Raw genomic sequence first — 24,488 nt, 5'->3', positions numbered from 1 at the left:
CAATAGAGGCGTTTCGTACAGCGATGTCTTTTCGTTTTATTGAGTGGTTGAACCACAATCAGAACGTATTCTTTGCTTATAAAGCTAGTTTGGGCTTTGTTTGGGGTTAAAATTTGTTTAAGTCCCACTAACTCAAACGTGGCTTTTGAAATATTAATGTTGCCACAAACACCACAGGATTCCATCCTGGAGGCAGTATTAACAGTATCGCCCCAAACATCATACGCAAATTTATTATGACCGATGGCACCCGCTAGCAATGCTCCTGAATGGATGCCGATGCGGACTTCCCAATAGGGATGATTATTTTTGATTTTTTCGAGTCGCCGCCATTGCATAAAGGCTTGAATTTGTAAGGCGGCGAGTACAGCATCAATGGCATGAGTGCGGTTAGAAGTGGGAATTCCTCCAACACACATATAACTGTCACCAATTGTTTTTAATTTCTCTAGCTTGTGCGTTTCAATCAACATATCGAAGCAAGAAAAGCAATAATCTAATTCATCGACTAAATCTTGGGGAGTGAGTTGTTCGGCTAATTGAGTGAAATCTTTGAAGTCGGTAAACAACACTGAGGCAGATTCATAATGCACGGGTTTAACTTTGCCAGTGCGTTTTAATTCATCGGCTACATCTACAGGGAGTATGCTCAATAACAGTTGCTCAGATTTGCGTTTTTCTGCCTCTAGTTGGGCATATAGCTGATTTAATTGCGTGAAGCCACTGGCGTTGCGAATTGCTGCCGATACTTGCAATGCTAGTAAATAGCTGATGCGTAAATCTTCTTGAGTGTAAGCGTGCGCTTGTGTAGTAGCAAAGTTGATAGTACCAATGACTTGGCGATCGCTTTGTAGGGGCACAAAAAGCTGGGAAGCATAGGAGTGCAGAAAAACTGCTGTAGAACCTTCTCGAATTAGTTGCGATTGACCCGTTTTCATGGCACGCCCTAGAGGGCTGTCCTGTGCGACAGTAGTGGCGTTCAACTCTACAGGATTGCCAAATAGCGTTACCAGGCGGCAAGAACTGGTGTCGGTGCAGATATAGACGCTACAATGCTCGAAATCCAAGAGCCATTTGGCTTGTTTACCGACAACCCGCAAAATCTCATCTATATTCAGGGTGCGGTTAATCGCTGTGGCAATTTCATTGACAGCGGCAATGCGGCTGGAAAGAGCTTGGGCTTCCGCAAGCAGACGGCGGGCTATCAGCAGTAGTGGTTCGCGAGCTTGTTTTTCTAGCTCATTGCTACTATCAAACTGAGGGAAACAGTCATGGGTGTTGCCCATTATAAGGATGATTCTGTTTTTCCTGAAATTTAATGAACTACATTCTCAAGAAAATACGGACTCACGAGAAGACTGGCAATTTACAATTGGTCAATTTCGAGAGCGATCGCGTCTGTGTATCGATTTATGCTAGTAAATAAGTCAGCAGTCGCAATAATCTCGAAGATTTCTGAGTCATCTAGCCCCAACTCTCGCAGATTTTGGTAATCTTTAGCGGTCAGTTCGTGGGGTTTAGTACCGGCAAGTAAGCCAAAGTGAATGACTGCTTTTTCGCGCTTGGGAAGCGGACAGGCAGCAAAGTCTGAAACCAATGTCCGAAGAACTTCTTCGCTCATTCCTAGAGCTGATAATCCATGCAAGTGAACGTTGAGGGCATAGGGACTGTTGTTAGCCTGCGAAATAGCAACTCCCACCATTTCCTTCAGGGTGCGGGGCACATCTCCTTGCAGGATGGTAGCGCGGAATTTTTTCCAATTCGCTTCCAGCACATCGGGATTCATCGCCATTGATTTGAAAATGTTGGGAATGATGCCAAACCCTAGTTCAGACAAAATTTCGTTATATACTGCTTTTACCTTTGAATCTGTGACTTCATCTGGTTCCTGAAGGGGAAAGTGAGCCATAATTGCCTCTAGCATTAGTTTGTAAAATTACTGCGCGAGATGCAAGCGGTGTTTTTTGGTTATCTGAATATTTTTGTTTTCATTCAATAGATGCAAGAGTCGATCGGGAGTATTCTTCCGTTGAATGCAGTTATTCGCGATCGCGCAGCCTACTCCCTGGAAAAATCGCTAACGATTCAGAAAGTACAATTTGAGTTGTATTCGATTACACCCTATAAAGATTTGTTACCAAATCTCCAATAGTATAACCTTGAAAATATATTGGTCAATTCTCCTGACTCGACCACCTAGAAAAACAAAGCTACGCAATTGAGATTATGCAAGCAGAATACGCAGCGCGTCGCCAGCAGTTGATGGCTAAAATTGGCAACGGCACTGCCATCTTTCGGAGTGCCCCAGTGGCTGTCATGCACAACGATGTTGAGTACGCTTTTCGGCAGGATAGTGATTTTTATTACTTAACCGGATTTAATGAACCAGAGGCGGTGGCAGTTTTAGCGCCCCACCATGCAGAACACCGATTTGTATTGTTTGTGCAGCCGAAGGAACGAGATAAGGAAGTTTGGACGGGATATCGCGTCGGGGTGGAAAAGGCAAAAGAATTCTATGGGGCGGATGAAGCTTACCCCATTGCGGAACTGGATGAGAAACTGCTTCAGTATTTAGAAAAAGCCGATCGGATTTATTATCATTTAGGACGCGATCGCGCTTTCAATGATACTATCCTCACCCACTGGCAGCGGTTGATGGCGGGTTATCCCAAGCGCGGCACCGGGCCAATTGCCATTGAAGACACCAATCCGGTGCTTCATGCGATGCGACTGGTGAAGAGTCCAGCCGAGTTAGAATTCATGCGTCGTGCGGCTGACATCTCAGTAGAAGCCCACAACTGGGCGCGGGAATTCGCGCAACCGGGACGTTACGAGTACGAAGTGCAGGCGGAGATAGAACACATCTTCAGAAAACGGGGTGGAATGGGGCCAGCTTATCCCACAATTGTTGCTTCTGGCGCGAATGCTTGCGTGCTGCACTACATTGAGAATAATCGGCAGATGCTGGATAACGAGTTACTGTTGATTGATGCTGGTTGTTGCTACAACTACTACAACGGCGATATCACGCGCACGTTCCCAGTCGGGGGCAAGTTTACGCCAGAACAGAAGACGCTTTACGACCTGGTATTGGAAGCGCAGTTACAGGCGATCGCGCAAGTTCAACCCGGAAATCCCTACAACTTATGTCACGACACGGCAGTGCGCGTTTTGGTCGAAGGTTTAATGGATTTGGGACTCCTCGCGGGTGACATTGAAGAAATTATCAAAGAGGAGAAATACAAACCCTTTTATATGCACCGCACCGGACATTGGCTGGGTTTAGATGTCCACGATGCCGGTGTTTATAAGCACGGGGAAGAAGTCTGGCAGAGTTTGCAACCCGGTCATGTGCTAACAGTGGAACCGGGTCTATATATTGGACTGGATGTAGAACCAGCCGAGGGGCAACCGGCAATTGATGACAGGTGGCGTGGCATTGGCATCCGTATTGAGGATGATGTGTTAGTTACTGAGTCAGGACATGAGGTGCTAACGGCGGCGGTTCCCAAGTAGATGGGATTTAAACTTTAAATTTCATCAATATCCCTAAGTCCACGGGTTTAGTGAGGAGGTTTTTTAACGCAAAGGGGCGCAAAGGATAGCGCTCTCGTTACGCCAAGGGGAAGCGTTAACTCTGCTATTTGGTGTGTAAACCTCTGCGTCTGAGTGCATTGAATATAGCTAGCCAGGTTGAAGCTTGGGGAAATCTGTTTGTTCGTTTCCAACTGGCTGCCATCAGTCAAGTAGAATTACAGTTTTGTGTCGTAAAGCCCATATTTTCCCCTCTATCTGGGTAAAATCGCTGATAGGGGCAGCGTTGGGAGCAAGGCGGGGTTTATGGTAATGCCAGGTGTAAATAATTCCTCTAAGCAGGCGGAGCAGTTTCGACTGCTTCAAGACCAACTGCGCGATCGCTGGCAGGGAGTCGATTTGTTCGACAGCGATGACTACGATATTTTAGTGATTCCTTCTGTCAGCCTCGATCAGCGGGAACTGCTCAAAATTCAGGGCTTTCTCAATTATGAGGAGCGGCTGCTCTTTTCTTTGATTCGCCTGCGACACCCGCGCACGCGGCTGATTTATGTAACTTCGCAGCCGTTACCGCCGATTGTGATTGATTACTACTTGCAGCTGTTGCCGGGAATTCCGTTTTCTCATGCCCGCGATCGCTTGCTACTATTTTCTACCTACGATTCCTCAGCCAAACCTCTCACTCAAAAGATTTTAGAGCGCCCTCGCTTGATGGAGCGGATGCGACAAGCCTTGCGTCCCGAAAAATCTTACATGATCTGTTACAATTCCACATTCCTAGAGCGAGATTTGGCAGTACAGATAGGCATTCCGCTTCTGGCGCTAGATCCCGATTTACTCACCTGGGGAACCAAAAGCGGCAGCCGGAAAATCTTTGCAGAGTGCGGGGTTCCTCATCCCGATGGCAGCGACAGTATCTGGAATGCCGAAGATTTGGGCGTAGCAGCAGCAGAATTGTGGGAACGCCAACCGCAGTTGAAGCGAATGGTTGTCAAACTCAATGAAGGATTTTCCGGCGAGGGGAATGCGCTACTGGATCTAAGACCGATCAAAAATGTAGCGCCAGGAGAAGCCTCTCATGCAGAAAGGGTAGCCGCGATAAGCGATCGCTTTTCCTCTTTAAGCTTTCAAGCCAAAGCAGAAACTTGGGAAAATTTTTCCAGCCGTATCCCAGAGTTAGGGGCAATTGTAGAAGCTTTTATTGAAGGAGACCACAAGCGATCGCCCAGCGTTCAAGGTCGCATCGACCCCAATGGAGAGGTAGAAATTCTCTCCACTCACGACCAAATTCTCGGTGGTCCAGATGGTCAGATTTATCTAGGTTGCAACTTCCCAGCGGATGAAACTTACCGACTGCGCTTGCAGGACTTAGGATTGCGTGTGGGGCGAAACCTGGCAAAAAAAGGAGCTTTAGAACGCTTTGGTGTGGATTTTATCGCCTGCCATCACCCCGAAAAATCTGGCGGTGAGTGGGACATCCAAGCGATTGAAATCAATCTGCGAAAGGGCGGTACTACCCATCCTTTTATGACCCTCAAGTTTTTAACTAACGGTCGCTATGACACTTCCACAGGTTTGTTCTACAGCCAACAAGGTCGCCCAAAATACTATGTTGCTACCGACAACCTCCAAAAAGAACGCTATGTGGGGCTGTTGCCAAATGATTTGATGGATATTATTGCCCACCAGCGGCTGCACTTTGATACCAGTACAGAAACCGGCACCGTTTTCCATCTCATGGGTTGTCTTTCCGAGTTCGGCAAGCTGGGATTAACCAGTATTGGTGATTCCCTGCAACAGGCAGAAGAAATTTACAACAAAGTTGTGAAAGTCCTAGACGAAGAAACTAAAACTCGTCCTAGTTCTTTTTACTCGGCATCCTATCCTAGTCCTCCCATTGCTTGGACTGGAAAAAGCTAAAGAGTTTTGAGTCAGCGCAACGCTTGACTGACTGAGGTAAAAGTGCTGTTAAGCGTTGCGGTGCGAAGCACGGACTGAGTATACCCCTTAACGCTAAAGTCGGCGCTGGAAGTAATGATGCGATTTCTTCGGGCTGCGCCACAAGAGAAACAATTCTTTCTCCTTCTCCATAACTAAATAAGTAGGCGGGATTAATTATTTGTAGTGGCGTGCCAAGGCTAAAAATGTAGGGAATGGTTGTAGCTTGCTTCCGCGTAGTGGTACGATAGTGAAACCCAACAAAACTCTTGCTACTGTTGGGTTTCGTGCCTCAACCCAACCTACAATCTATTCCACTATTTTAGCCTTGCCAAGCTAGTAGTAGTGGTTAGCGATAGCGTAACCCTTACAGGTGTTGGGTTTCCCTATGTCAACCCAACCTACGAAAATGTAAATAATGGTGCTTTAAACTATTAATTACTCAGTCCTCAATCCTCAATCCTCAGTCCTCAATCCTCAGTCCTCAATCCTCACTCCTCCGTCCTGTTTTATTCTGTCAAAATCTGCTGCAAAAACTGAGCGCAAAAAGCCTATACTAAACATCGCTCAATCGTCGATAGAACAGATTTAGCTAATGCTGAGAGGTCATAACCGCCCTCAAGACCAAAAACAATGCGACGAGTCACTTGCAGACAATAATCGGTAAATAATCCATAATCTTGCGGTTGCAAGTTAATACTAGCTAATGGGTCATCTGCATTCGCGTCATAACCGGCACTGACTATCAACAAATCTGGATGAAAATTGGTTAAAAAGGGTACGATCTTCTGCTCAAAAAGCGGTTGGTAATCAGTTACCGTACTGCCGGGAAACATGGGTAGATTCAGCACATTGTTGTGGTTGCCACGTTCGGAGGCTTCTCCGGTGCCGGGATAGCAAGGAGATTGGTGCAAGGAACAGTAGGCAATTTGGGGGTGGGTTTCTACAATATTTTGGGTGCCGTTGCCGTGATGAACATCCCAGTCGAGGATGGCAACGCGATTGATGCTGGGTTGTTCGAGGGCGTAGTAGGCGGCGATCGCTGCATTGGAAAATAAACAAAACCCCATCCCATAATTGCGTTCCGCATGGTGTCCGGGGGGACGTGCCAGCACAAAAGCTGGGTTATTGGTGGCGAGGACGCGATCCACCCCATCCAGCCACGCGCTGGCTGCAAGCATTGCCACATCGTAACTCCGAGGGGAAACGAGGGTATCGCCACCATCCAAATATCCGCCACCATTCTCGGCAATCCGCCGGACTTTCTCAATGTGTTGTTGAGTGTGGACTTGTTGTAGGATAGGCGCGATCGCTCGTTTCTCTATCGGCGTTGGTAGCTGCCATTCAATTTGAGATGCCCAAGGCGCAGCCTTTAAAGCGTCTACAATTGCAGTCAGGCGTGCTGGTCGTTCTGGATGAAATCGACCCGTGTCGTGATCGAGAAACTCATCTGAGTAGATTACAGGCAACATAGTCCGAGAAAGGTTGGCAGCAGCAGGATCGATAACAGGCAGCATCAATGCTTTCTGGCATTGTCTGCACCTTGCTTAATCGCGCTTCAAATCATCCCTCAAATCTTCACCTTCGTTGTACATTTGAGGTGACACCGCTGGGTTATTCTTCAGTTCCTCTGGTTCTAGGTTCATCAGAGTCTCATTGATTGACGGAGGCTGTTTGATCTTGGCGATCGCTTCTTTCACTTCTGGGTCAACTGCTTGTTCTTGTTCGTTCATCTCTTCATCTTGAGAAACTTGTTCACCGCTCATCTATATTTGCCCAAATAGGTTTAACTGTATGTGACTCAGCTTAAACTCCTCTATGGGGAGGCATACACTGTCTTGAGGCTTAAATTTCCAAATGCCGTCTGCGTTGTCCGTGCCCTCACACTTCGCCTGTATCATGCAGCAGAAACCGATCGGCGTAGATAACTTCTGCATGACTAACATCAATAATTTGTATCTTATGATTCAATTTATGATTAAGAAAGTATAATTTTTACGCCCGATTGTGGAGTCAGGGCGACTGAATCCTGCCCTTACCATGATTTGCGTCATGGCGGCTTTCAATGCAGCGGTAACGCGAACGCCTGTAAGTACGACTTTACTCTTGACGAAATTAACTAACATCAGTCCGTTAACGCCCGTCTTGTTTGCCAGTTTGATTGGCTTTTTTCTCGCTCCCAAAGTACCTCTGATTACAGCTCAACTCAAGACGAACCAAGAAGCGAAGAGCCGAGTAACCACAGTCAGTTGAAAGATTGAAGATTGTTCGTGGCGAATGGCAAAACCCATTATTAGCCACGAACGATTAGCCATTAACAATTAAGCCTTAACTAATGACCAAGAAAGCTCAAAATGTGATAAAATTTTAATAGAATTTGTCATTCTTTGGAATTAAGGCGGAAGTTATTGCAAGCTTTTGCATATTATCTGCCATTTTTCTATACTTTTGGAGCTTTCTCACAGTATGACCACTTCCCCGGAGCGGATTATCCCCACGGATTTAGGGAGCGAGATGTCCCGGTCTTACCTAGAATACGCGATGAGCGTGATTGTCGGTAGGGCACTCCCAGACGCTAGGGATGGTCTGAAACCTGTACACCGGCGGATTCTCTACGCCATGAATGAGCTGGGTCTTACCCACGATCGACCTTTCCGCAAGTGTGCCCGTGTGGTGGGGGAAGTGCTGGGTAAATACCATCCTCACGGTGATACAGCGGTATACGACGCCCTAGTGCGGATGGCGCAGGATTTTTCCATGCGCGACCCGCTGATTAACGGACACGGCAACTTTGGCTCGGTGGACAACGATCCACCAGCGGCAATGCGATACACCGAATGCCGCTTGCAAGCCCTCACAGGGGTTGCCCTCCTACAGGATATTGAATCGGAAACCGTAGACTTTGGGGATAACTTCGATGGTTCCCAGCAAGAACCGCTGGTATTACCCGCACGCATTCCCCAGATGTTGCTCAATGGTTCTTCTGGGATTGCGGTGGGGATGGCAACGAACATTCCCCCGCACAATCTAGGAGAGTTAATCTCTGGATTGGTCGCCTTGATCCACAATCCAGAGATTACCGACATCGAGTTGATGCAGTATATCCCTGGCCCAGACTTTCCCACAGGTGGGCAAATTCTGGGAGTTTCTGGGATTAAGGAAGCCTATACGACTGGACGCGGTTCGATTACAATGCGGGGCGTCGCCCAGATAGAAACCATTGAACATCGGGGGCGTCCTGACCGGGAAGCAATCATTATCACTCAGTTACCTTACCAAACAAATAAGGCGGCGCTGATTGAGAAAATTGCCGAAATGGTGAATGAGAAGAGGTTGGAGGGAATTGCCGATATTCGGGATGAAAGCGATCGCGATGGAATGCGGATTGTCGTAGAACTCCGGCGAGAAGCTTATCCCCGCGTTGTCCTCAATAACCTCTACAAACAAACGCCCATCCAAGCAAACTTTGGGGCGAATATGCTGGCGCTGGTAAATGGGGAACCCCAGTTGCTCAGTCTCAAGAAATTCCTCAGCGTTTTCCTAGATTTCCGGATTGAGTGCATCACCCGTCGCACCCGCTACGAATTGCGGAAAGCACAAGAGCGAGACCATATGCTACAAGGGTTGCTGATTGCCCTGTTGCACCTGGATGCGATGATTGAGCTAATCCGCAGAGCCGCAGACACCCCAACCGCTAAGGCTGAAATGATGGAGACTTACGGGTTGTCTGAGTCGCAAGCAGATGCAATTTTGCAGATGCAGTTGCGACGCCTGACAGCACTGGAAGCAGAAAAGATTCGCTTGGAACACGAAGAGTTACAAGTGCAAATTGCCGATTTGCAGGATATTCTGGCGAACAAAAGTCGCATTCTGGAAATCATTGAAAATGAGGTGTCGCAAATCAAAACCACCTTCGCAACACCGCGACGAACCACGATCGAACACGCGGAAGGTGAGATCGATGACACCGATTTAATTGCCAACGAAAAAGCGTTAATTCTGCTAACAGAGCAGGGTTATATCAAACGGATGCCAGTCAACACCTTCGAGGCGCAAAGCCGCAATACGAGAGGGAAGAAAGGCACTGGCATGAAAGAGGATGATGGCGTTGAGCATTTCCTCACCTGCTGCGACCACGATAGCGTTCTATTTTTTAGCGATCGCGGTGTCGTTTACTGCCTCAAGGCGTACCAAATCCCAGCCTCGTCTCGCACAGCGCGGGGTATCCCGATTGTGCAAATGCTGCCCATCCCGCGAGACGAGAAAATCACCTCCATCGTGCCGGTTACGGAGTTTACCAGCGATGAATATCTGGTGATGCTGACGAAGGGTGGTTACATCAAAAAGTCAGAACTGTCTGCTTTCGGCAATATTCGGGCAAATGGCTTGATTGCCATTTCTTTGGAAGAAGGCGACCAACTGCGCTGGGTGCGAAGAGCGAGAGCCGATGATAGCATCATCATCGGATCGCGGCAAGGAATGGCAATTCACTTTAGAACCAATCACGAGCAACTGCGTCCCCTCGGTCGCGCCACGCGAGGAGTTCGGGCAATGGCTCTCCGCAATGCGGATGAACTGATTAGCATGGATATCTTGCCAAGTCAAGTCGTTGCGAGCATCGTCGAGAGTGAGGAGTCGGAAGCATCGGAAGCATCGGAAGCATCAGGTGAAGACGCTCCCATCACCAATGGTCAAGGGCCGTGGGTGTTGGCGATTACAATGGGTGGATACGGTAAGCGAATCCCGGTTTCCCAATTCCGCCTGCAAAATCGCGCCGGGATGGGGTTAGTCGCCACGAAGTTCCGGAAGCCGAAGGATCGACTAGCCGCATTGCGGGTGATCAATGAAGGCGATGAGCTAATGATGGTGACGAACCGAGGCATTATCATCCGTCAAGCAACCGATGCGATTTCCCTGCAATCCCGGATGGCAACTGGAGTTCGGGTGCAACGGCTGGATGAAGATGATGCGATCGCGGCTGTTGCTCTCGTTCCCCCCTCAACGGGTGATGAGGATGAAGTAGTAGAGAATTAAAAATTAAAAATTAAAAATTAAAAATGAAAAAGCTTTTAATTTTTAATTTTGCCTTTTTAATTTCTCTTGTTGGTGGCATCTTGATGGGGCTAACTACAGCACCAGTGGGAGCATGGTATCTAGCTTGGATTGCCTTAGCTCCTTTGTGGGTGTTAGTCGTTGAAGAAAGTAAAAAGTTAGCAGTAAAAGGGCAGAATAAACAAAAAGATAAAAAATTCTTTCTCTTGCCCTTTTACTTTTATCTTTTCCCTTTACTTTGGGGGATTGGCTATCACGGCGTCGCTTTATCTTGGATTACCGGAATTCACCCGATGACGTGGTTGGGGGTTCCCTGGGTGGCAAGTTTAGCGATCGCTTTCTTCTGTTGGACTTTCATCACTCTTTGGGGAGCCATATTAGTTGCAATTTGGGCAACTGGTATGGCTTTTCTCTGCAAGCCAGAAAGCAAAACTTCTTCATCCTTTCTTCGTCTTTTGATTGGCGTTGCTTTGTGGTGCGGACTTGAAAGCCTTTGGGGTTCTGGAGCGCTATGGTGGACTTCCCTTGCTTACACCCAAAGTCCTCACAACCTAGCCATTTTGCACCTTGGTCAAATCTCTGGCCCTAACACAGTAACCGCAGCAATTGTAGCTGTTAATGGCTTAATTGCCGAGGCATGGATTAACCGCAAGCAAAATACAAGACACATAACAGATTTTTCCACTCTTTCCTCTGCGTCTTTTGCGCCTAAAGTGCTAACGCGGTTCGTTCTCCATCCAGGTTATTTAGGCATTGCGGCTGGGTTATTAGTAGCGTTACATCTGATCGGATTTGGACTGTATAGCCGTCCCTTGATTCAACCTCCACAAACCGCCTTAAAAGTAGGAATTATTCAAGGCAATATTCCCAATAAACTCAAATTCGATCCCATTGGCTGGCGTCGCGCCATAGAAGGCTATACCAGTGGCTACACAACTTTAGCCGACGAAGGAGTTGATGCTGTTTTAATACCAGAAACAGCATTACCCGTCCAATGGACGCAACCAAGTTGGATTCGAGATTCTTTTTTACAAGCAATTTTGGATAAAGGTGTAGTTGCTTGGATAGGAACCTTTGGGGAAGAGGGAAATGATTATACAAATAGTCTTTATACGATTACTGGTACTGGTGAAACTTTTAGCCGCTACGACAAAACCAAGCTAGTGCCTTTAGGAGAATTTATTCCCTTTGAAAAAGTTTTAGGAAAACTAATTGACAAACTTTCTCCTCTCGATGCTCACCTAATTCCTGGCAAAACAAATCAAATATTTGATACACCTTTTGGTCGTGCCATTGTGGGTATTTGCTATGATTCCGCCTTTCCCGAACTTTTCCGGCGTCAGGCGGCTGCGGGTGGGGAATTTATCCTCACAGCATCTAATGATGCCCATTACACCTCATCAATGATGGCTCAGCATCACGCTCAAGATTTGATGCGGGCAATTGAAAGCGATCGCTGGACTGTCCGCGCTACAAATACTGGATTTTCTGGTGTTATAGATCCCCACGGGAGAACCTTATGGATATCTAAAATGAATACTTACCAGCTACACGTAGCAACAATTTACCGGCGACAAACTCAGACTTTATATGTGCGTTGGGGCGATTGGTTAACACCAGTTTTATTGGTGTTGGGAGCGATCGCTTGGTTCTTCAATATCTTCTGGCGAGATAATCAGCGTGGAATATGATGGCAACCCCAAGTTTCTAGGATGTACCATCAAGGAGTGAGCCAAAATATCAGGCTAGATGAGGGAGCAATAATATGGATGATTTAGATCGGCGGAAGCTATTATCTGGGCTGTGTCATGGAGCAATCTTTTTTAGTTCCACGCTTGTGTCTATCGGCATACCGATTGCAATTTTGTTCATCACCGACGATCCAGTTGTCAAAGAAAATGCTAAAGAGTCCCTCAATTTCCACATCAACCTTTATATCTATGCAGCTATTTATGCAGCGCTAATTTTTGTTGTCATTGGTATACCGCTGCTGGTTGCATTGGGCATTGCCAGTTTTGTAATGCCAATTATTGCCCTGATTAAGGTTCTTGCCGATCCTAGTCAACCCTACCGCTACCCGTTTATTTTTCGCTTAGTGTAGTCGCAAAGAATAGCGATCGCTCGGTGTAGATCCAGATTTACTATAGCAATCCTAAATGATTCGTGAAGGCGAGATTCCCGACAACTCTTACGAAGTCGGGAATCTGAAGCGCTGACTCACAACTCAAAAAATTCTTTAGGCGTCTGCTAGCTTTTGCACTCTGGCGATCGCTTGCCTCACTGTCGCGGCGTCGGGTGATTGGAGACGCTGCAATATCTCTAGGGATTGCTGTAAATAATCCAGTGCTGTGTCAAATTTTCCTTTCCCCGTTGCTAATAACAGCCCCAGCATTGCCAACGTCGCCGCTTTCCCTTGGAGATTACCAATGCGCTCTTCTATTTCTAAGGACTGCTGATAGTAAGCGATCGCTTGCTCAATATCCCCAGTATTGGCGTAGATACTTGCTAGTTGGTGCAACGTCGCCGCTTTCCCTTGGAGATTACCAATGCGCTCAAATATTTCTAAGGACTGCTGATAGTAAGCGATCGCTTGCTCAACTTCCCCAGTATTGGCGTAGATAATAGCTAGACAGTGCAGCGTCGCCGCTTTCCCTTTGACATCACCAATGCGCTCTTCTATTTCTAAGGACTGCTGATAGTAAGCGATCGCTTGCTCAATATCCCCAGTATTGGCGTAGATAATAGCTAGACAGTGCAACGTCGCCGCTTTCCCTTGGACATCACCAATGCGCTCAAATATTTCTAACGACTGCTGATAGTAAGCGATCGCTTGCTCAATTTCCCCAGTATCGGCGTAGATATTAGCTAGACAGTGCAACGTCGCCGCTTTCCCTTGGAGATTACCAATGCGCTCAAATATTTCTAAAGACTGCTGATAGTAAGCGATCGCTTGCTCAATTTCCCCAGTATTGGCGTAAATCTCAGCTAGATTGTGAATAATAGCGGCTTTTTCTGGTTCGTCATCTTCCGGGCAAGAATCTAGAGCTTGTTGATAGTGTTCCCGTGCTAAATTAATTTCACCTAATTCTTTCTCAGACCGTGCTAATCGATGCAAGACGCGGTAATTTTCATCCAGCTCCAAGGTAGATTTGCACAAATCTTGCGCTTCCCGAAACCGACTCTGATTAAACCAACGAACTGTGAGAACTGCTGCCATATCTGAAGCTATTTTTGCTTCTTTCCCTGAAAAGGCTAAGCGATGAATTTCCCGTTCTCGTTCTTCTATTGGGTTTTCTGTCTCTAGCCACCACAGACGATACAGCACCTTAGCCGCCTGCTTGTGCAAAGCTTCTGCATCTTCTGGCAGCTTCAGCGGCAAAATGCGCGGCACTCGTAGCGAAGAATCAGAGCTAACTTCCAATAGTCCCAACGCCACCGCCCGATTGATATGCTGTTCGAGATTAGGGATAGTTTCACAAACTGCGGCTATAGCCTCCCTCGGTACTGGCAACTCAAAAACCAACCCCCGCGACAACATCTGCCGCATCGGTTCGTCTATCTGTTCCAGCAGCGCTGCTGCCAAAACTTGCTCCCGCAACTCTATCGGATCGGCTTCCAGACGATTGAGAATCGCAGCCGCATCAACACTTTCATTGTCCCCCCTCCCTGCTTGCGGGGAGGGGGCTAGGGGGCGGGGTGCTTGCAGAATCTTATCCAACCACTCCAATAAGCGGGGATTGCCATCCGCTAACCTTCGCGCTTGCAATTTCAACGTCTCATCTACCTGAGATTCAGAACTAAAGGCAGTGAGGCGATCGCACTTTTTTTGCAAATCCGCCCCTCGCAGTGCCTCCAACGGTTGCTTATAGAAATACTGCAACTGAACCGAATCAAAATCGTAACGGCAGGTGAGGATTAAGCGGTGGAGGGCATTAGTCTCTCGAATTGCCCAGACTAATGCCTCCAAAACACTTGCTGCTTCCGGTTGCAGCACATACCCACCATCACGGGGTTCTAGATTCACTTCAAAGTCATCCAGCACCAGCAAAAAAGGCAGCAACTCTTGCCCCCCTTTTGAAGGGGGGTTGGGGGGATCTTGCCGAAACACCCGCCGCAGCCGGAATTTCAACGCCTCATCGGGGTCTTGTAGCGCCTGCCGCAGTTCCTTATCCTCTAACTTTTCCGCCAAACGACTCACCAAACTAGGCTCATCTATGCGCCCTACCCATACCACTCGCGCAAAATTTGGGAGTCGGTCACACAGTCGTGCGGCAAGGCTACTTTTGCCCAAACCGCCCATGCCATGAATCAACACCCCCACCTCATCAGGCGACTGAGTAAGCGCCCTCAAACAGTTTTGCAACTGACGGCGACGACCCACAAAACTTTCACGAGTCGGGACTTTTACCTTTCCGGCAGGATCTAAAAACTGGGTAGCAACAGTCGGTGGTGGTGCTAGTTTACGCCCGCGAGTTCTCAAGGGCGTGACTAACTCCCCTGGTAAAGTTCCAGCGACGTACAGCCGCAACAAATGCCAATCCCGCGCTTTATTCTTAATTAATACTTGGTAGGTACAGGCGACTGCCTCGGTTAGTCGCTTTCCCGCCGCCAATTCTTGATACAACGCTGCTGCTGCTTCCGTAGCATCAGGGTCTAAAACCGTCTGTCCCCAACCCAAAACCGCTTTAGCACCCGACTTCAGCAACTCTTCTGCCATCGAAGGCACAGCCCCCGACTTCCCTGCTTGCCCCGTGCGACAACCCGATAGGAAAATAAGCTTAGGTAGTCGAAATTGCAGCTCTTTGGCGATATCGGCAGCGCTGGCAAGGTAAGCTTCCCCCGTTTCTGTCTCTGTAATGAAGCGAGGTTGCCCATCGGCAAAGGTAGCATGACCCGTCAGGTGCAATACGTCAAAATACCCCTTACCGTAATCGTTAGCTAAATAGCCCAACTCAGACAAACAGCCGCTTTCTTCCACCGTCAGCGCTAAAGGTTGCCTCGCTGTCGCTTCTAGAATTCGCCCTTCCTCCGCCTCAAAATCCAGCACGGGTTCCACCCCTAGCGGAGAGGTTGCCATAAATAAAACTTGCAGCGCCCGATTTTCCGGTTCCGCCTCAAGGGACAACTTCTTCACCGCATCCGATGATACCCACCGCACCGGAACCACCGCAGGCAGTCTCTCAACCAAAAAGCTGTTGCCATCGTGCAGCACTTCCCACGGCAGATGGGCGAGTTTTTCCGTCGCCGCGATCGCTAAAACAATTCCCTCACCTCGATGCCGATCCAGCAACCGTTGCAGAAAGCGATCGCTTCCATCCAACCAGTTATATAGTTTTCGCCCAGTGACAGCATAATCCACCGCCAAGCGAACATAATAATCTTGTTCCGCTAGCTGAATCAGGTCTGCGATATCTGACAGAGGAAGCGATCGCCGCTGATAATCATTGGGATTGTCAAAAAAGTAACGCAGCTCCACATAATTATCTACAACTAGCTTGAGGTCGAGGTGGAGCGTTTGCATAAGCGTGGCGTCACTCGTCTAGAATTTCCTTAATCTGCTCGATTGTGGCATTTTCCAACAACAACCGCTTGCCACTGCGGGATATCAGCAGCACCTTGTCGATTTTCTTGCCAGATTTACCCTGTTTATATTGCTGATACCACTTGCGAATTTGCTCGGCAATCGCGATCGCGCCGCCGACAATCCCCACAATTACACCAATTGTTGCTAAAGTGCCTTCTCTTTCAGCTTCGCCCTCAGTTTCGTAATTCCCGGAAACTCCTGAAATTGAGAGTAATTCTTCTGTTGCGGCAACTGCATCTTGTCCTTGAACTTCAAATTGAATATCTGCCATTTCTTCTTAATTCAGGCATTTTACCTGCGCGAGAACAGTATTATTCATTGTTGAAATAATCTGGTAATTAAGCTAATCAGCCACATCACACCACTCAATCCAAGACTGATCGATATCATCGTTGTAATCGGGACATACAGGCTGAAACCAGGGCGATCAATCTTAATATCGCCTGGTAAATTACCAAACCATGCTAATTTGTCTGCAAACAGCCAAACGCAAAGACCAACAATAACTAAAACAATACCAGTACCGAAAATTAGTTTACCAATGTTTTCCATCGGTCTTGCTACCAATATTCAACCATCTAAAATCTGACGAATTTCTTCAATCGTGGCATCCTCCAAAAGGAGTTGTCGCCCATTCTGCCTAAGAATGAACACTTTGGCAATTTTTTTATCAAACAGCCAAAATAAACGCCCAAAAAAGAGCGATCGCACTCTCAAGAGAGGAAAATGCGATCGCTCTTTAGTATTGCCCGATGCTACTGGTTCATCTGCGTTCCACGGTTCATCTGCATATCCGGCTTCATCTGCGTCCCACGGTTCATCTGCATATCCGGCTTCATCTGCATATCCGGGTTCATCTGCATACCCCGGTTCATCTGCATATCCGGGGTCATCTGCATATCCGGCTTCATCTGCATATCCGGGGTCATCTGCATATCCGGCTTCATCTGCATCCCCCGGTTCATCTGCATACCCCGGTTCATCTGCATACCAGACATTCCAGGCATAGCATTGTTTCTGTCAGCCACGCTGGCACCTGTCATCGACGCAGCCATTTCTAAATGACCCTGCACCCTTGGCAAGATTTTGCCAGCAAACGCTTTCAGATCGGCATCTTGTCCCAGCCCAACTTGACGCTGGTACACTGCCGCACTTTCCAAGTGACCGTTCAGCCCGCCCTCCATCATATAGGCTTGGTCGAAGCTCTTTCCAGACATCTGCATCAGCCGCATCATTGCTGCTTCATACTTTGGTCCCGGAGTGGTTGGAGGAGTGACTCCTTTCTGGACAGCTAACTGCATCAGTTCTTGGTTCGCCCGTGTATGTTCCTGAATCATCTGCTGCGCGAACTGCTTTACATTCGGGTCTGTTGACCGCTTCAAAGCCAGTTTTCCAAGTTGTACTTCTGCCATTCCCCCGTGGGCGGCGTCCATAACAAACTGCCTGTCTAGGGCACTCAGCTGGCTACTGCGTGACGGCGTTGCCGGTCGGTTTGATGGCGTTGGGCGGGTGGGCTGAGCTACGGCTGAGAAGCCCAGAGACGTAAATAATCCGACTGCTATAAGGGCAGCAGTTGCTGTTGTTCGTTTCATCATGGTTGAATCTCCAGAAAATGCTCTTGTTTGCTAGGGCTTTCAGTAGGTTCGTTAGCCAAAAAAGAGCTAACAAATTCAGCAAAGGCTTGATGCACTAAATTTTTTTTTTCTACTCAGCCATCATCTACATCTGAGCAGCTATACATCTACTCTTAATACTGCTCACCCTTTCATAAACTACCTCTCTCTTTAGATATGTTTGCTTACCCTGAGAGCTAATCGTATCAATTTACTCTTAAAAATTTCTACTTGCCGCTAAAGATTACTTTGTAGCTTTACGGGAAATTCCAAAAAAGACATTATAGCGCGGTATCTATCAGATGTAATTTCTAGCTTGCTCTAAATCGTAACTTAATTTTGATAAAGATTTATCATTCATAAAAAATTGAAGATAAGCTATTCTTGTTCGGATTTATACAGGAGAACGAAATTAAAAACTAGGCTAAAGTAAGGTATTTTGAGAACAAAAAACATCTCATTAGATAGAGGTTGATTCACTGATTTCACAGAAAATTAGAATTTATTCGCAGAGCTACTGCAATCAAAATCCGAAGCACTACTAATAGCGGGAATTAGCCGCACTGCTAGCTAAATGAAAAGTGCAACTGCTGGCTTGAATCGCCATCTAATTCAACAGAGGGATTCGAGCAGAGAGATATTTATCGCCTTTTCGGGATACGCTAGAGCGATCGCTTGCTCTGAGTGCCGCCAGAAAAGCTTGCAATGAACAAATTGAGAGTGGTAGCGTCTGAGAGCTAGCTAGATATACGTAGAAGCTGAACAAACGCCTAAACATGAAGCGATCGCTCCTTAGCCTGACTCTAGGCTTAACATTGCTAGAAGCATTCACTCCACTTGCTTTTGCAGCACCCCCTAGAAACCCCGATCAAACAGTCCAGTGTGAAATTTTGGTCGTTGGAGGTGGACTCTCCGGTGCGGCGACTGCCTACGAAGGCTTATTGGCGGGGCGAACCGTTTGCCTCACCGAAATTACTGACTGGGTAGGAGGACAAATTTCCGCACAGGGAACTTCCGCACTGGATGAACGCCCCACCCAACGGCAAAAGCTGTTATATTCTCGCGGCTACCTGGACTTGCGACAGCGAATTAATCGTAAATATGGAGAACTCAACCCCGGCGATTGTTGGGTAAGTGAATCCTGCTTTCTTCCCCGCGATGCTCACAAACTGCTGTTTGACCAATTGCAAGATGCTGCCAAAAGAGGCAGAGGCAAGCTGAAATGGTTTCCCTCGACAGTAATCAAAGAACTAAATCTCGACCAAGCGGGGAATTTGATTCAAGGTGCGATCGCTATCCAGCATCGCCCAACGAAAGGCGCATCCCCTCTCAACACCTTACCGCTATCCCAAACAATTGAGGATTCTTATCGCTACGAGAACTCGCCTCAGTTTGAAAAAACCATTGTGCGCTTTGTACCGCAGCCAGCGAAAAAGCCAGCATCCGGAAATGCCCCAAATTGGTACGTCGTTGACGCATCAGAAACCGGCGAACTGATTGCCCTGGCTGACGTTCCCTACCGGCTAGGTATCGATCCGCGTTCTTACCTGGAACCTTCTTCTTCGAGTGCAACGGGCGATCGCTACTGCACCCAAGGCTTTACCTACACCTTTGCAATGGAGGCAACCAAACAGCCGCAAACCCATACCCCGCCGCCCTTCTATTCTCAATATGAACCCTACTACAGCTATGAATTAAAGCGACTGGCGGACTTTGGGCTAGTATTCACCTACCGGCGGATTTGGAGTCCGAAAGCTGGCGAACAGGTCAAATTCGGGGGTGCCACCTATACAGCACCCACTCCCGGCGACATCTCCATGCAAAACTGGACGTGGGGCAACGACTACCGCCCAGGAACCGCCGAAGATAACCTAATTTATACCCGCGACCAGTTGCAAGCCGCCGGACAGCTACAGCCTGGAGAATGGATGGGAGGATTGCGGACACAAACCCTCCGAAAAGGAGAGGAAAACGCTCTAGGATATTTCTACTGGCTGGTTGCTGGAACTACCGACTCTCAACTCGGCCCAGGAGTTAAGCAGGCGAAACCCAATAACCGCTACGTGAGTGGGCTAGATTCTCCGATGGGAACAGTGCATGGGTTATCCAAGTATCCTTATATGCGGGAAGGACGGCGAATTATTGGACGCCCCACCTTGGCTTATCCCCAAGGATTTACCTTATGGGAAATTGATATTTCTCGCCGTAACTACAAAGACGACTACTACCGTCAAACATTGTCACCCGATACCTATCGGAGATTACAGGCAGCGCTTGCAGGACTGGAAGTAGCGTCTGTACTTAGCGGCACCAAGCCGCCGGAACAAGTCATGCGACGCACTCGTTCCACCATCTATCCCGACGCTGTAGGCATCGGTCACTATGCGATTGACTTCCATCCTTGCATGACCCAAAGCCCTCCAGAAACTCCAGGAAACACCGAACGGGAAGGTGAACGACGGGGTGCAGGTCAAGCTTATCCGTTCCAAATCCCTCTCAGAGCGCTGATTCCCCAAAAAATCAACAATATGCTAGTGGCAGGTAAAAGTATTGCTACCAGTCACATTGCCGCCGCCGCCTATCGAGTGCATTCTTTTGAATGGTCGGCGGGGGCAGCTGCTGGAACGACAGCCGCTTTTGCCCTAGAAAATGCGATCGCGCCTTATCAGCTAGTGGATGAACTGCCACGCGCCGAACCACAACTAGAAGCGCTGAAACGTCGATTGGATAAGAATAGCAATCCGACTGCCTTTCCAGATACCTCAATTTTCAACCAAAATTGGGAAGATTGGAAGTAATATTTGCTAATAGCTAATGGCTATTTTCTAGCTTAGCCATTAGCTATGACTAAGTAGGCGGGATTAATTATTTGTAGTAGTGGTTAGCGATAGCGTAACCCATGCAGGTGTTGGGTTTACTTGTGTTTTCCATTCCCTACGAACATCTTCAATTTAATCGCATCCGCCTACTTATTTTTCTGGCTTCTCTAGCGACCAAATAGGAAGTTGATTAACCTCTTGGAGGGTTAACTCTACATAAGTGATGTTCTTCGGCTTAGCAACTTCTAGACCAAAATAGCCTTCAGGGCCATCGTGAGTGTGGGGGCCGCTGATACGGGCTGTATAATGCCCTTGCAAACGAGCTTGGTTAAATTGGGAACTCACGTTCCACAGCCACCGCGAGGGGAAGACAATACCGCCTAGATCCTCAACCCAGTCTCGACGCCCTCGCAAGTGATAGAAACGAGCGATCGCCTGAAAGCCCATCCTGCCATTAAAAACCCCACCAACAGAGACGATACTGATTTTTGTGCCTAGCCATTGGTTAAGATAGGGAGCCGCACCCAAGGCAACTTGTACACCGCCACTCGTTCCGACGAGAATAATGTTAAGCGGTTGACTTTCATTGCGGGAAATGGGCTGCCGATCATTCATCCGCTCAATGATGGCATTGGCAATCCCCTGACTATAAATGGGGCCATAGCGAGGGTCAGCGGAAATAGCAAATCGCCAGAGATTGCGGATTTTGATCAGCACGCTGGCTACTCCTAACCAACCATCTGTTTGATTCGCAAAGAGCCATACAGGAGCAAGTAATCGCTGTCCTCCTAAACCCTTGTTTTCCGCTGAGTAGGGGAAAACATCTCCTACCGCTACGCAGTTAGGATGATCCTCAACTATACCGTCTAGAAAGACTTCTTCTCCAGGCGTTAATTCATTGGCAGAAAAATCTCCCACTCCTGTCAGAAAGACAATGTAACAATTGATTTGGGAGGATTCGGAGACAAGATTTGAGTCATTGTTAGGTGGCAAGATCAAGATTTGGTTTTTCTTCAAACCTAAAGTTTCTGCCCCTTGTTCCAGCCACCAGACTAGAGTCCCTACTGGCGAGGTAATGCCCCAGATTAAGAGTATAACTACCGCTAGGAGCAACAGCTTCAAGGTTTCCCCCCGAAGCCATACAAGTATCCGCCAAATCAATCGCAGCATTCAAGAATGTCTAGTTGCCTACTGTTACTGTCTTAAGTCAGTTAATTTTAGTCAGGAAGTGAAATTTTTTGGTGATTGGCTACCTGACACAGTATTCTATCAAAGTTGTCATCAATCGTGAGTAGTAAGGATTCAACGTGAGCAGCGAGGAATCAAAAGTAAGTTTGGGCACGACCCTTTGGAATGCACTTGCTTTGGATGGAAATTTTTATGAAAATGCTCGGAATACGCCTAAAACGTATCGGATTGCCCAAACTATTGTGATTTTAGCAGCACTGTCCCATGTTTTGGGTAGTGCAGTCATTTTGTTAATTAATCTAGCAACGCTTCCCGTGATGCTGCTGGCGCTTCTGATTGATGGGATTAGCATTGTGGGAGGCTATTATTTCTGGACTCTCACCATTTGGAAGATCGGGCAGTGGCGAAAACCAAATCACGTTAGCTATGGGGATTTGATGATTCCGATTGGCTTTGCTTATGCTCCGCAAGTGCTGAACTTCTTAACGCTGATTCCTTTGCTAGGACAACCAATTGAACGGGTGCTAGCCGTTTGGAGTTTGCTGGCTGTGATTGTAGCAGTACGCCAAGGGTTAGATATTAGCACTCGCAATTCGGCGTTGATTTGTTTGGTAGGATGGCCTCTGGTACAGCTGGCGGTTGGATTTGTACAACGCTTTGAACAATTCCTGGTAGGGCGTTTCTAGTAAAAATGTCCGACGACTAATGTCCGACGACTAATGTCGCGGCTAAACAAACAAAGCCTGACGAGAGCAGGCTATTTATTAGCCTGCTCTCGTCAGGCTTCGTTCTTCTAGCCCTAGGCTTCTAGCCTGTGGGAGTATATTTCCAATTTCACGGGATGCTCCCGATTATTCTGACTCGACCAGTTACTTTCGGGGATTAAGGATTGTTAAAATAGAGCAAAATACTTGTAAATGAATTTTGTTAAGGTCTTTTCGCAATCTGCCTTATGACTAGGAGACTTTCAGCCGCTGTTGGCGCGATCGCCTCCGGTATAACTTTCCCGACCGCCGCTACACCGATTCAAGCTCCTGAACGATCTAGTCAAGTTGTCCGCAAGTTATATCCTAATTACAAAGTGATCGTGTTGGACGATGATTTTAATACGTTTGAACACGTTCACGATTGTTTGGTGAAGTATATCCCTGAGATGACGAGCGATCGCGCTTGGGAACACACCTATCAAATCCACTTTGAAGGTCAAGCGATTGTTTGGGTGGGTCCCCAAGAGCAGGCAGAACTATACCACGAGCAACTCAGCCGCGCTGGGTTGACAATGGCTCCCCTAGAGGCGGCTTAAAAGAGTTATGAGTTTGAGGCGAGCATTCTTAATTCAAAACTCATAACTCATAACTTTCCGATTCCCTACGCGGTCACGGTTGCCATTGCCCGTTCAACGGCTTGTAAGGCTTGGTCTACCTCTTCGGCAGAGACAATCAGCGGTGGCACAAATCGAATCACCTTGGGACCTGCAGGAACCAGCAATAAGCCGTCGGCAATCGCCGCTTTAACGACCGAAGCTGAAGTTAATTCAATATCTGCCTTCAACTCCATGCCGTCGATTAAACCCCAGCCGCGCACTTCACTAATTTGGTCGGGGTATTTAGATGCGATCGCTCTCAATCCAGCTCGTAATTGTTCGCCCCGATCTTGTACATTTTGCAGAATATTATCCCGTTCTAGAGTCTGACAGACCGTTAACGCAGCAGCACAGGCAAAGGGATTGCCGCCATAGGTGCTAGCATGATCTCCCGGCCCAAAAACATCACAATGTTTCTTGCACAAAGTTGCACCAATGGGAATGCCGCCGCCTAATCCCTTGGCAGAAGTGAAGATATCCGGCTCAATCCCCAAATTCTCATATCCCCAAAACTTGCCGCTGCGACCCATCCCGACTTGCACTTCATCTAAAATCAGCAAAATGCCAGTTTCATCGCACAGTTGGCGCACCTGCTGGAAGTATTCCACCTCTCCCGGACGAACGCCACCTTCTCCCTGCAAGGCTTCTAGCATAATTGCGGCAACAGCGCGATCGCCTTCATCTAGTTGAGCGATCGCATTCTTGACTGCCTGAATATCGTTGTAAGGCACATAATAAAAACCGGGCATCAACGGGTCAAAGTTCTTCTGATACTTCGGTTGACCCGTGGCAGTAATCGTCGCCAACGTGCGCCCGTGGAAACTGGCGTGAGCAGTCAAAATAATCGGATACTCAATCCCTTTGACCGTGTGGGCGTATTTCCGAGCCAGTTTAATTGCCCCTTCGTTCGCCTCAGCACCGGAATTGCAGAAAAACGCCCGATCCGCGCAGGAATGGTCGATCAGCCATTTTGCTAATTCCCCCTGCACCGGGATGTAATACAAGTTAGAAACATGGTGCAGCGTCTGGATTTGGCGAGTTACGGTTTCTACCATTGCTGGGTGGGCGTGTCCGAGGGTACAAGTGGCAATTCCGGCAACAAAGTCCAGATATTCGCGCCCCTCGCTATCCCAAAGGCGGCAACCCGCACCCCGTTCTAAAGCTAGAGGATAGCGCCCGTAGGTACTCATCACCGAGGCGTCAAAGTTTTCTGGGTCATACGGAACAGACACGCCTGACTCTGCCGGAATTGAGGGATTTTCAACCAGAGTTTCTAAACTCACTGCTTACTCCTGAAATTTTTTATCCTTATCTGGCAATCTTAAAGGGAATTTTCAAAAAGTTCTGTTTAACGGGAACTATAAACGCAAGAGAAAACATAAATAGGCAATAGGGAG

The 24,488-nt window shown here is 47.8% G+C and carries 20 protein-coding genes and 1 pseudogene; 10 read left to right on the top strand and 11 right to left on the bottom strand.

Going from position 1 to position 24,488, the window contains the following annotated elements:
• Window positions 1-125 precede the first annotated feature (125 nt).
• A pseudogene (locus tag AC2VDX_RS11770) lies at window positions 126-1,286 on the bottom strand (adenylate/guanylate cyclase domain-containing protein); the annotation flags it as partial.
• A gap of 80 nt (window positions 1,287-1,366) precedes the next feature.
• Entirely contained in the window at window positions 1,367-1,909 is a 543-nt protein-coding gene (locus tag AC2VDX_RS11765; protein ID WP_378180355.1) for a carboxymuconolactone decarboxylase family protein, read from the bottom strand.
• Window positions 1,910-2,226: 317 nt separating this feature from the next.
• Here AC2VDX_RS11765 and AC2VDX_RS11760 point away from each other — a divergent pair, with 317 nt between their 5' ends.
• Together AC2VDX_RS11760 and AC2VDX_RS11755 are read left to right on the top strand one after the other, a co-directional pair.
• Window positions 2,227-3,516 (top strand): aminopeptidase P N-terminal domain-containing protein, encoded by a 1,290-nt coding sequence (locus tag AC2VDX_RS11760; protein ID WP_378180353.1) that lies wholly within the window; start codon window positions 2,227-2,229, stop codon window positions 3,514-3,516.
• 330 nt (window positions 3,517-3,846) lie between these two features.
• Window positions 3,847-5,454, top strand: coding sequence for a peptide ligase PGM1-related protein (locus tag AC2VDX_RS11755; protein WP_378180375.1), 1,608 nt, complete (start codon window positions 3,847-3,849; stop codon window positions 5,452-5,454).
• 569 nt (window positions 5,455-6,023) lie between these two features.
• Here the strand turns inward: AC2VDX_RS11755 and AC2VDX_RS11750 are convergent.
• Entirely contained in the window at window positions 6,024-6,944 is a 921-nt protein-coding gene (locus AC2VDX_RS11750) for a histone deacetylase family protein (RefSeq protein WP_378180373.1), read from the bottom strand.
• A 75-nt stretch (window positions 6,945-7,019) separates the two neighbouring features.
• Window positions 7,020-7,238, bottom strand: a complete 219-nt coding sequence (locus tag AC2VDX_RS11745) for a hypothetical protein (RefSeq protein WP_378180351.1) — start codon at window positions 7,236-7,238, stop codon at window positions 7,020-7,022.
• A gap of 30 nt (window positions 7,239-7,268) precedes the next feature.
• Between AC2VDX_RS11745 and AC2VDX_RS11740 the strand changes: the two genes are divergently transcribed.
• The 5 genes from AC2VDX_RS11740 to AC2VDX_RS11720 all read left to right on the top strand — a co-directional run bounded on the left by AC2VDX_RS11740 (window position 7,269) and on the right by AC2VDX_RS11720 (window position 12,625).
• Window positions 7,269-7,400, top strand: a complete 132-nt coding sequence (locus AC2VDX_RS11740; protein WP_378180349.1) for a hypothetical protein — start codon at window positions 7,269-7,271, stop codon at window positions 7,398-7,400.
• Window positions 7,401-7,476: 76 nt separating this feature from the next.
• Window positions 7,477-7,725, top strand: a complete 249-nt coding sequence (locus AC2VDX_RS11735) for a chloride channel protein (RefSeq protein WP_378180371.1) — start codon at window positions 7,477-7,479, stop codon at window positions 7,723-7,725.
• Window positions 7,726-7,938: 213 nt separating this feature from the next.
• A complete protein-coding gene (gyrA, locus tag AC2VDX_RS11730) occupies window positions 7,939-10,506 on the top strand; it encodes a DNA gyrase subunit A (protein WP_378180347.1) in 2,568 nt (855 codons plus the stop codon).
• A gap of 23 nt (window positions 10,507-10,529) precedes the next feature.
• Window positions 10,530-12,215, top strand: coding sequence for an apolipoprotein N-acyltransferase (lnt, locus tag AC2VDX_RS11725; protein ID WP_378180344.1), 1,686 nt, complete (start codon window positions 10,530-10,532; stop codon window positions 12,213-12,215).
• Between the two features lie 74 nt (window positions 12,216-12,289).
• Window positions 12,290-12,625: a DUF4870 domain-containing protein gene (locus tag AC2VDX_RS11720; RefSeq protein WP_378180341.1), complete on the top strand. Its 336-nt coding sequence runs from the start codon at window positions 12,290-12,292 to the stop codon at window positions 12,623-12,625.
• Between the two features lie 135 nt (window positions 12,626-12,760).
• Here AC2VDX_RS11720 and AC2VDX_RS11715 read toward each other — a convergent pair whose 3' ends face one another.
• The 5 genes from AC2VDX_RS11715 to AC2VDX_RS11695 are packed head-to-tail and all read right to left on the bottom strand — an operon-like array spanning window position 12,761 to window position 17,703.
• Window positions 12,761-16,045 (bottom strand): tetratricopeptide repeat protein, encoded by a 3,285-nt coding sequence (locus AC2VDX_RS11715; RefSeq protein ID WP_378180338.1) that lies wholly within the window; start codon window positions 16,043-16,045, stop codon window positions 12,761-12,763.
• 10 nt (window positions 16,046-16,055) lie between these two features.
• Complete coding sequence (locus AC2VDX_RS11710; protein WP_378180335.1) at window positions 16,056-16,379, bottom strand: hypothetical protein; 324 nt, start codon at window positions 16,377-16,379, stop codon at window positions 16,056-16,058.
• A 44-nt stretch (window positions 16,380-16,423) separates the two neighbouring features.
• Entirely contained in the window at window positions 16,424-16,660 is a 237-nt protein-coding gene (locus AC2VDX_RS11705; protein WP_378180332.1) for a DUF2905 domain-containing protein, read from the bottom strand.
• An 18-nt stretch (window positions 16,661-16,678) separates the two neighbouring features.
• Entirely contained in the window at window positions 16,679-16,819 is a 141-nt protein-coding gene (locus AC2VDX_RS11700; protein ID WP_378180329.1) for a hypothetical protein, read from the bottom strand.
• Between the two features lie 44 nt (window positions 16,820-16,863).
• On the bottom strand, window positions 16,864-17,703 hold the full coding sequence (locus tag AC2VDX_RS11695; protein ID WP_378180326.1) for a DUF4142 domain-containing protein: 840 nt from the start codon (window positions 17,701-17,703) through the stop codon (window positions 16,864-16,866).
• A gap of 794 nt (window positions 17,704-18,497) precedes the next feature.
• Between AC2VDX_RS11695 and AC2VDX_RS11690 the strand changes: the two genes are divergently transcribed.
• Complete coding sequence (locus tag AC2VDX_RS11690; protein WP_378180323.1) at window positions 18,498-20,519, top strand: FAD-dependent oxidoreductase; 2,022 nt, start codon at window positions 18,498-18,500, stop codon at window positions 20,517-20,519.
• 171 nt (window positions 20,520-20,690) lie between these two features.
• On the opposite strand, the gene AC2VDX_RS11685 is transcribed toward AC2VDX_RS11690, so the two are convergent.
• Window positions 20,691-21,710 (bottom strand): hypothetical protein, encoded by a 1,020-nt coding sequence (locus AC2VDX_RS11685; RefSeq protein WP_378180321.1) that lies wholly within the window; start codon window positions 21,708-21,710, stop codon window positions 20,691-20,693.
• A gap of 137 nt (window positions 21,711-21,847) precedes the next feature.
• Here AC2VDX_RS11685 and AC2VDX_RS11680 point away from each other — a divergent pair, with 137 nt between their 5' ends.
• Both AC2VDX_RS11680 and clpS read left to right on the top strand, forming a co-directional pair.
• Entirely contained in the window at window positions 21,848-22,414 is a 567-nt protein-coding gene (locus AC2VDX_RS11680) for a hypothetical protein (protein ID WP_378180318.1), read from the top strand.
• Between the two features lie 266 nt (window positions 22,415-22,680).
• Window positions 22,681-23,031 carry an ATP-dependent Clp protease adapter ClpS gene (clpS, locus tag AC2VDX_RS11675; protein WP_378180315.1) on the top strand — a complete coding sequence of 117 codons (351 nt, stop codon included), beginning with the start codon at window positions 22,681-22,683 and terminating at the stop codon, window positions 23,029-23,031.
• A gap of 65 nt (window positions 23,032-23,096) precedes the next feature.
• Here clpS and AC2VDX_RS11670 read toward each other — a convergent pair whose 3' ends face one another.
• Window positions 23,097-24,374 carry an aspartate aminotransferase family protein gene (locus AC2VDX_RS11670; RefSeq protein WP_378180312.1) on the bottom strand — a complete coding sequence of 426 codons (1,278 nt, stop codon included), beginning with the start codon at window positions 24,372-24,374 and terminating at the stop codon, window positions 23,097-23,099.
• Window positions 24,375-24,488 lie beyond the last annotated feature (114 nt).

It is taken from the genome of Coleofasciculus sp. H7-1 (genome assembly GCF_057473865.1).
Note: the sequence above shows the minus strand (reverse complement) of the source record. Positions and strands in the feature narration are given on the sequence as shown.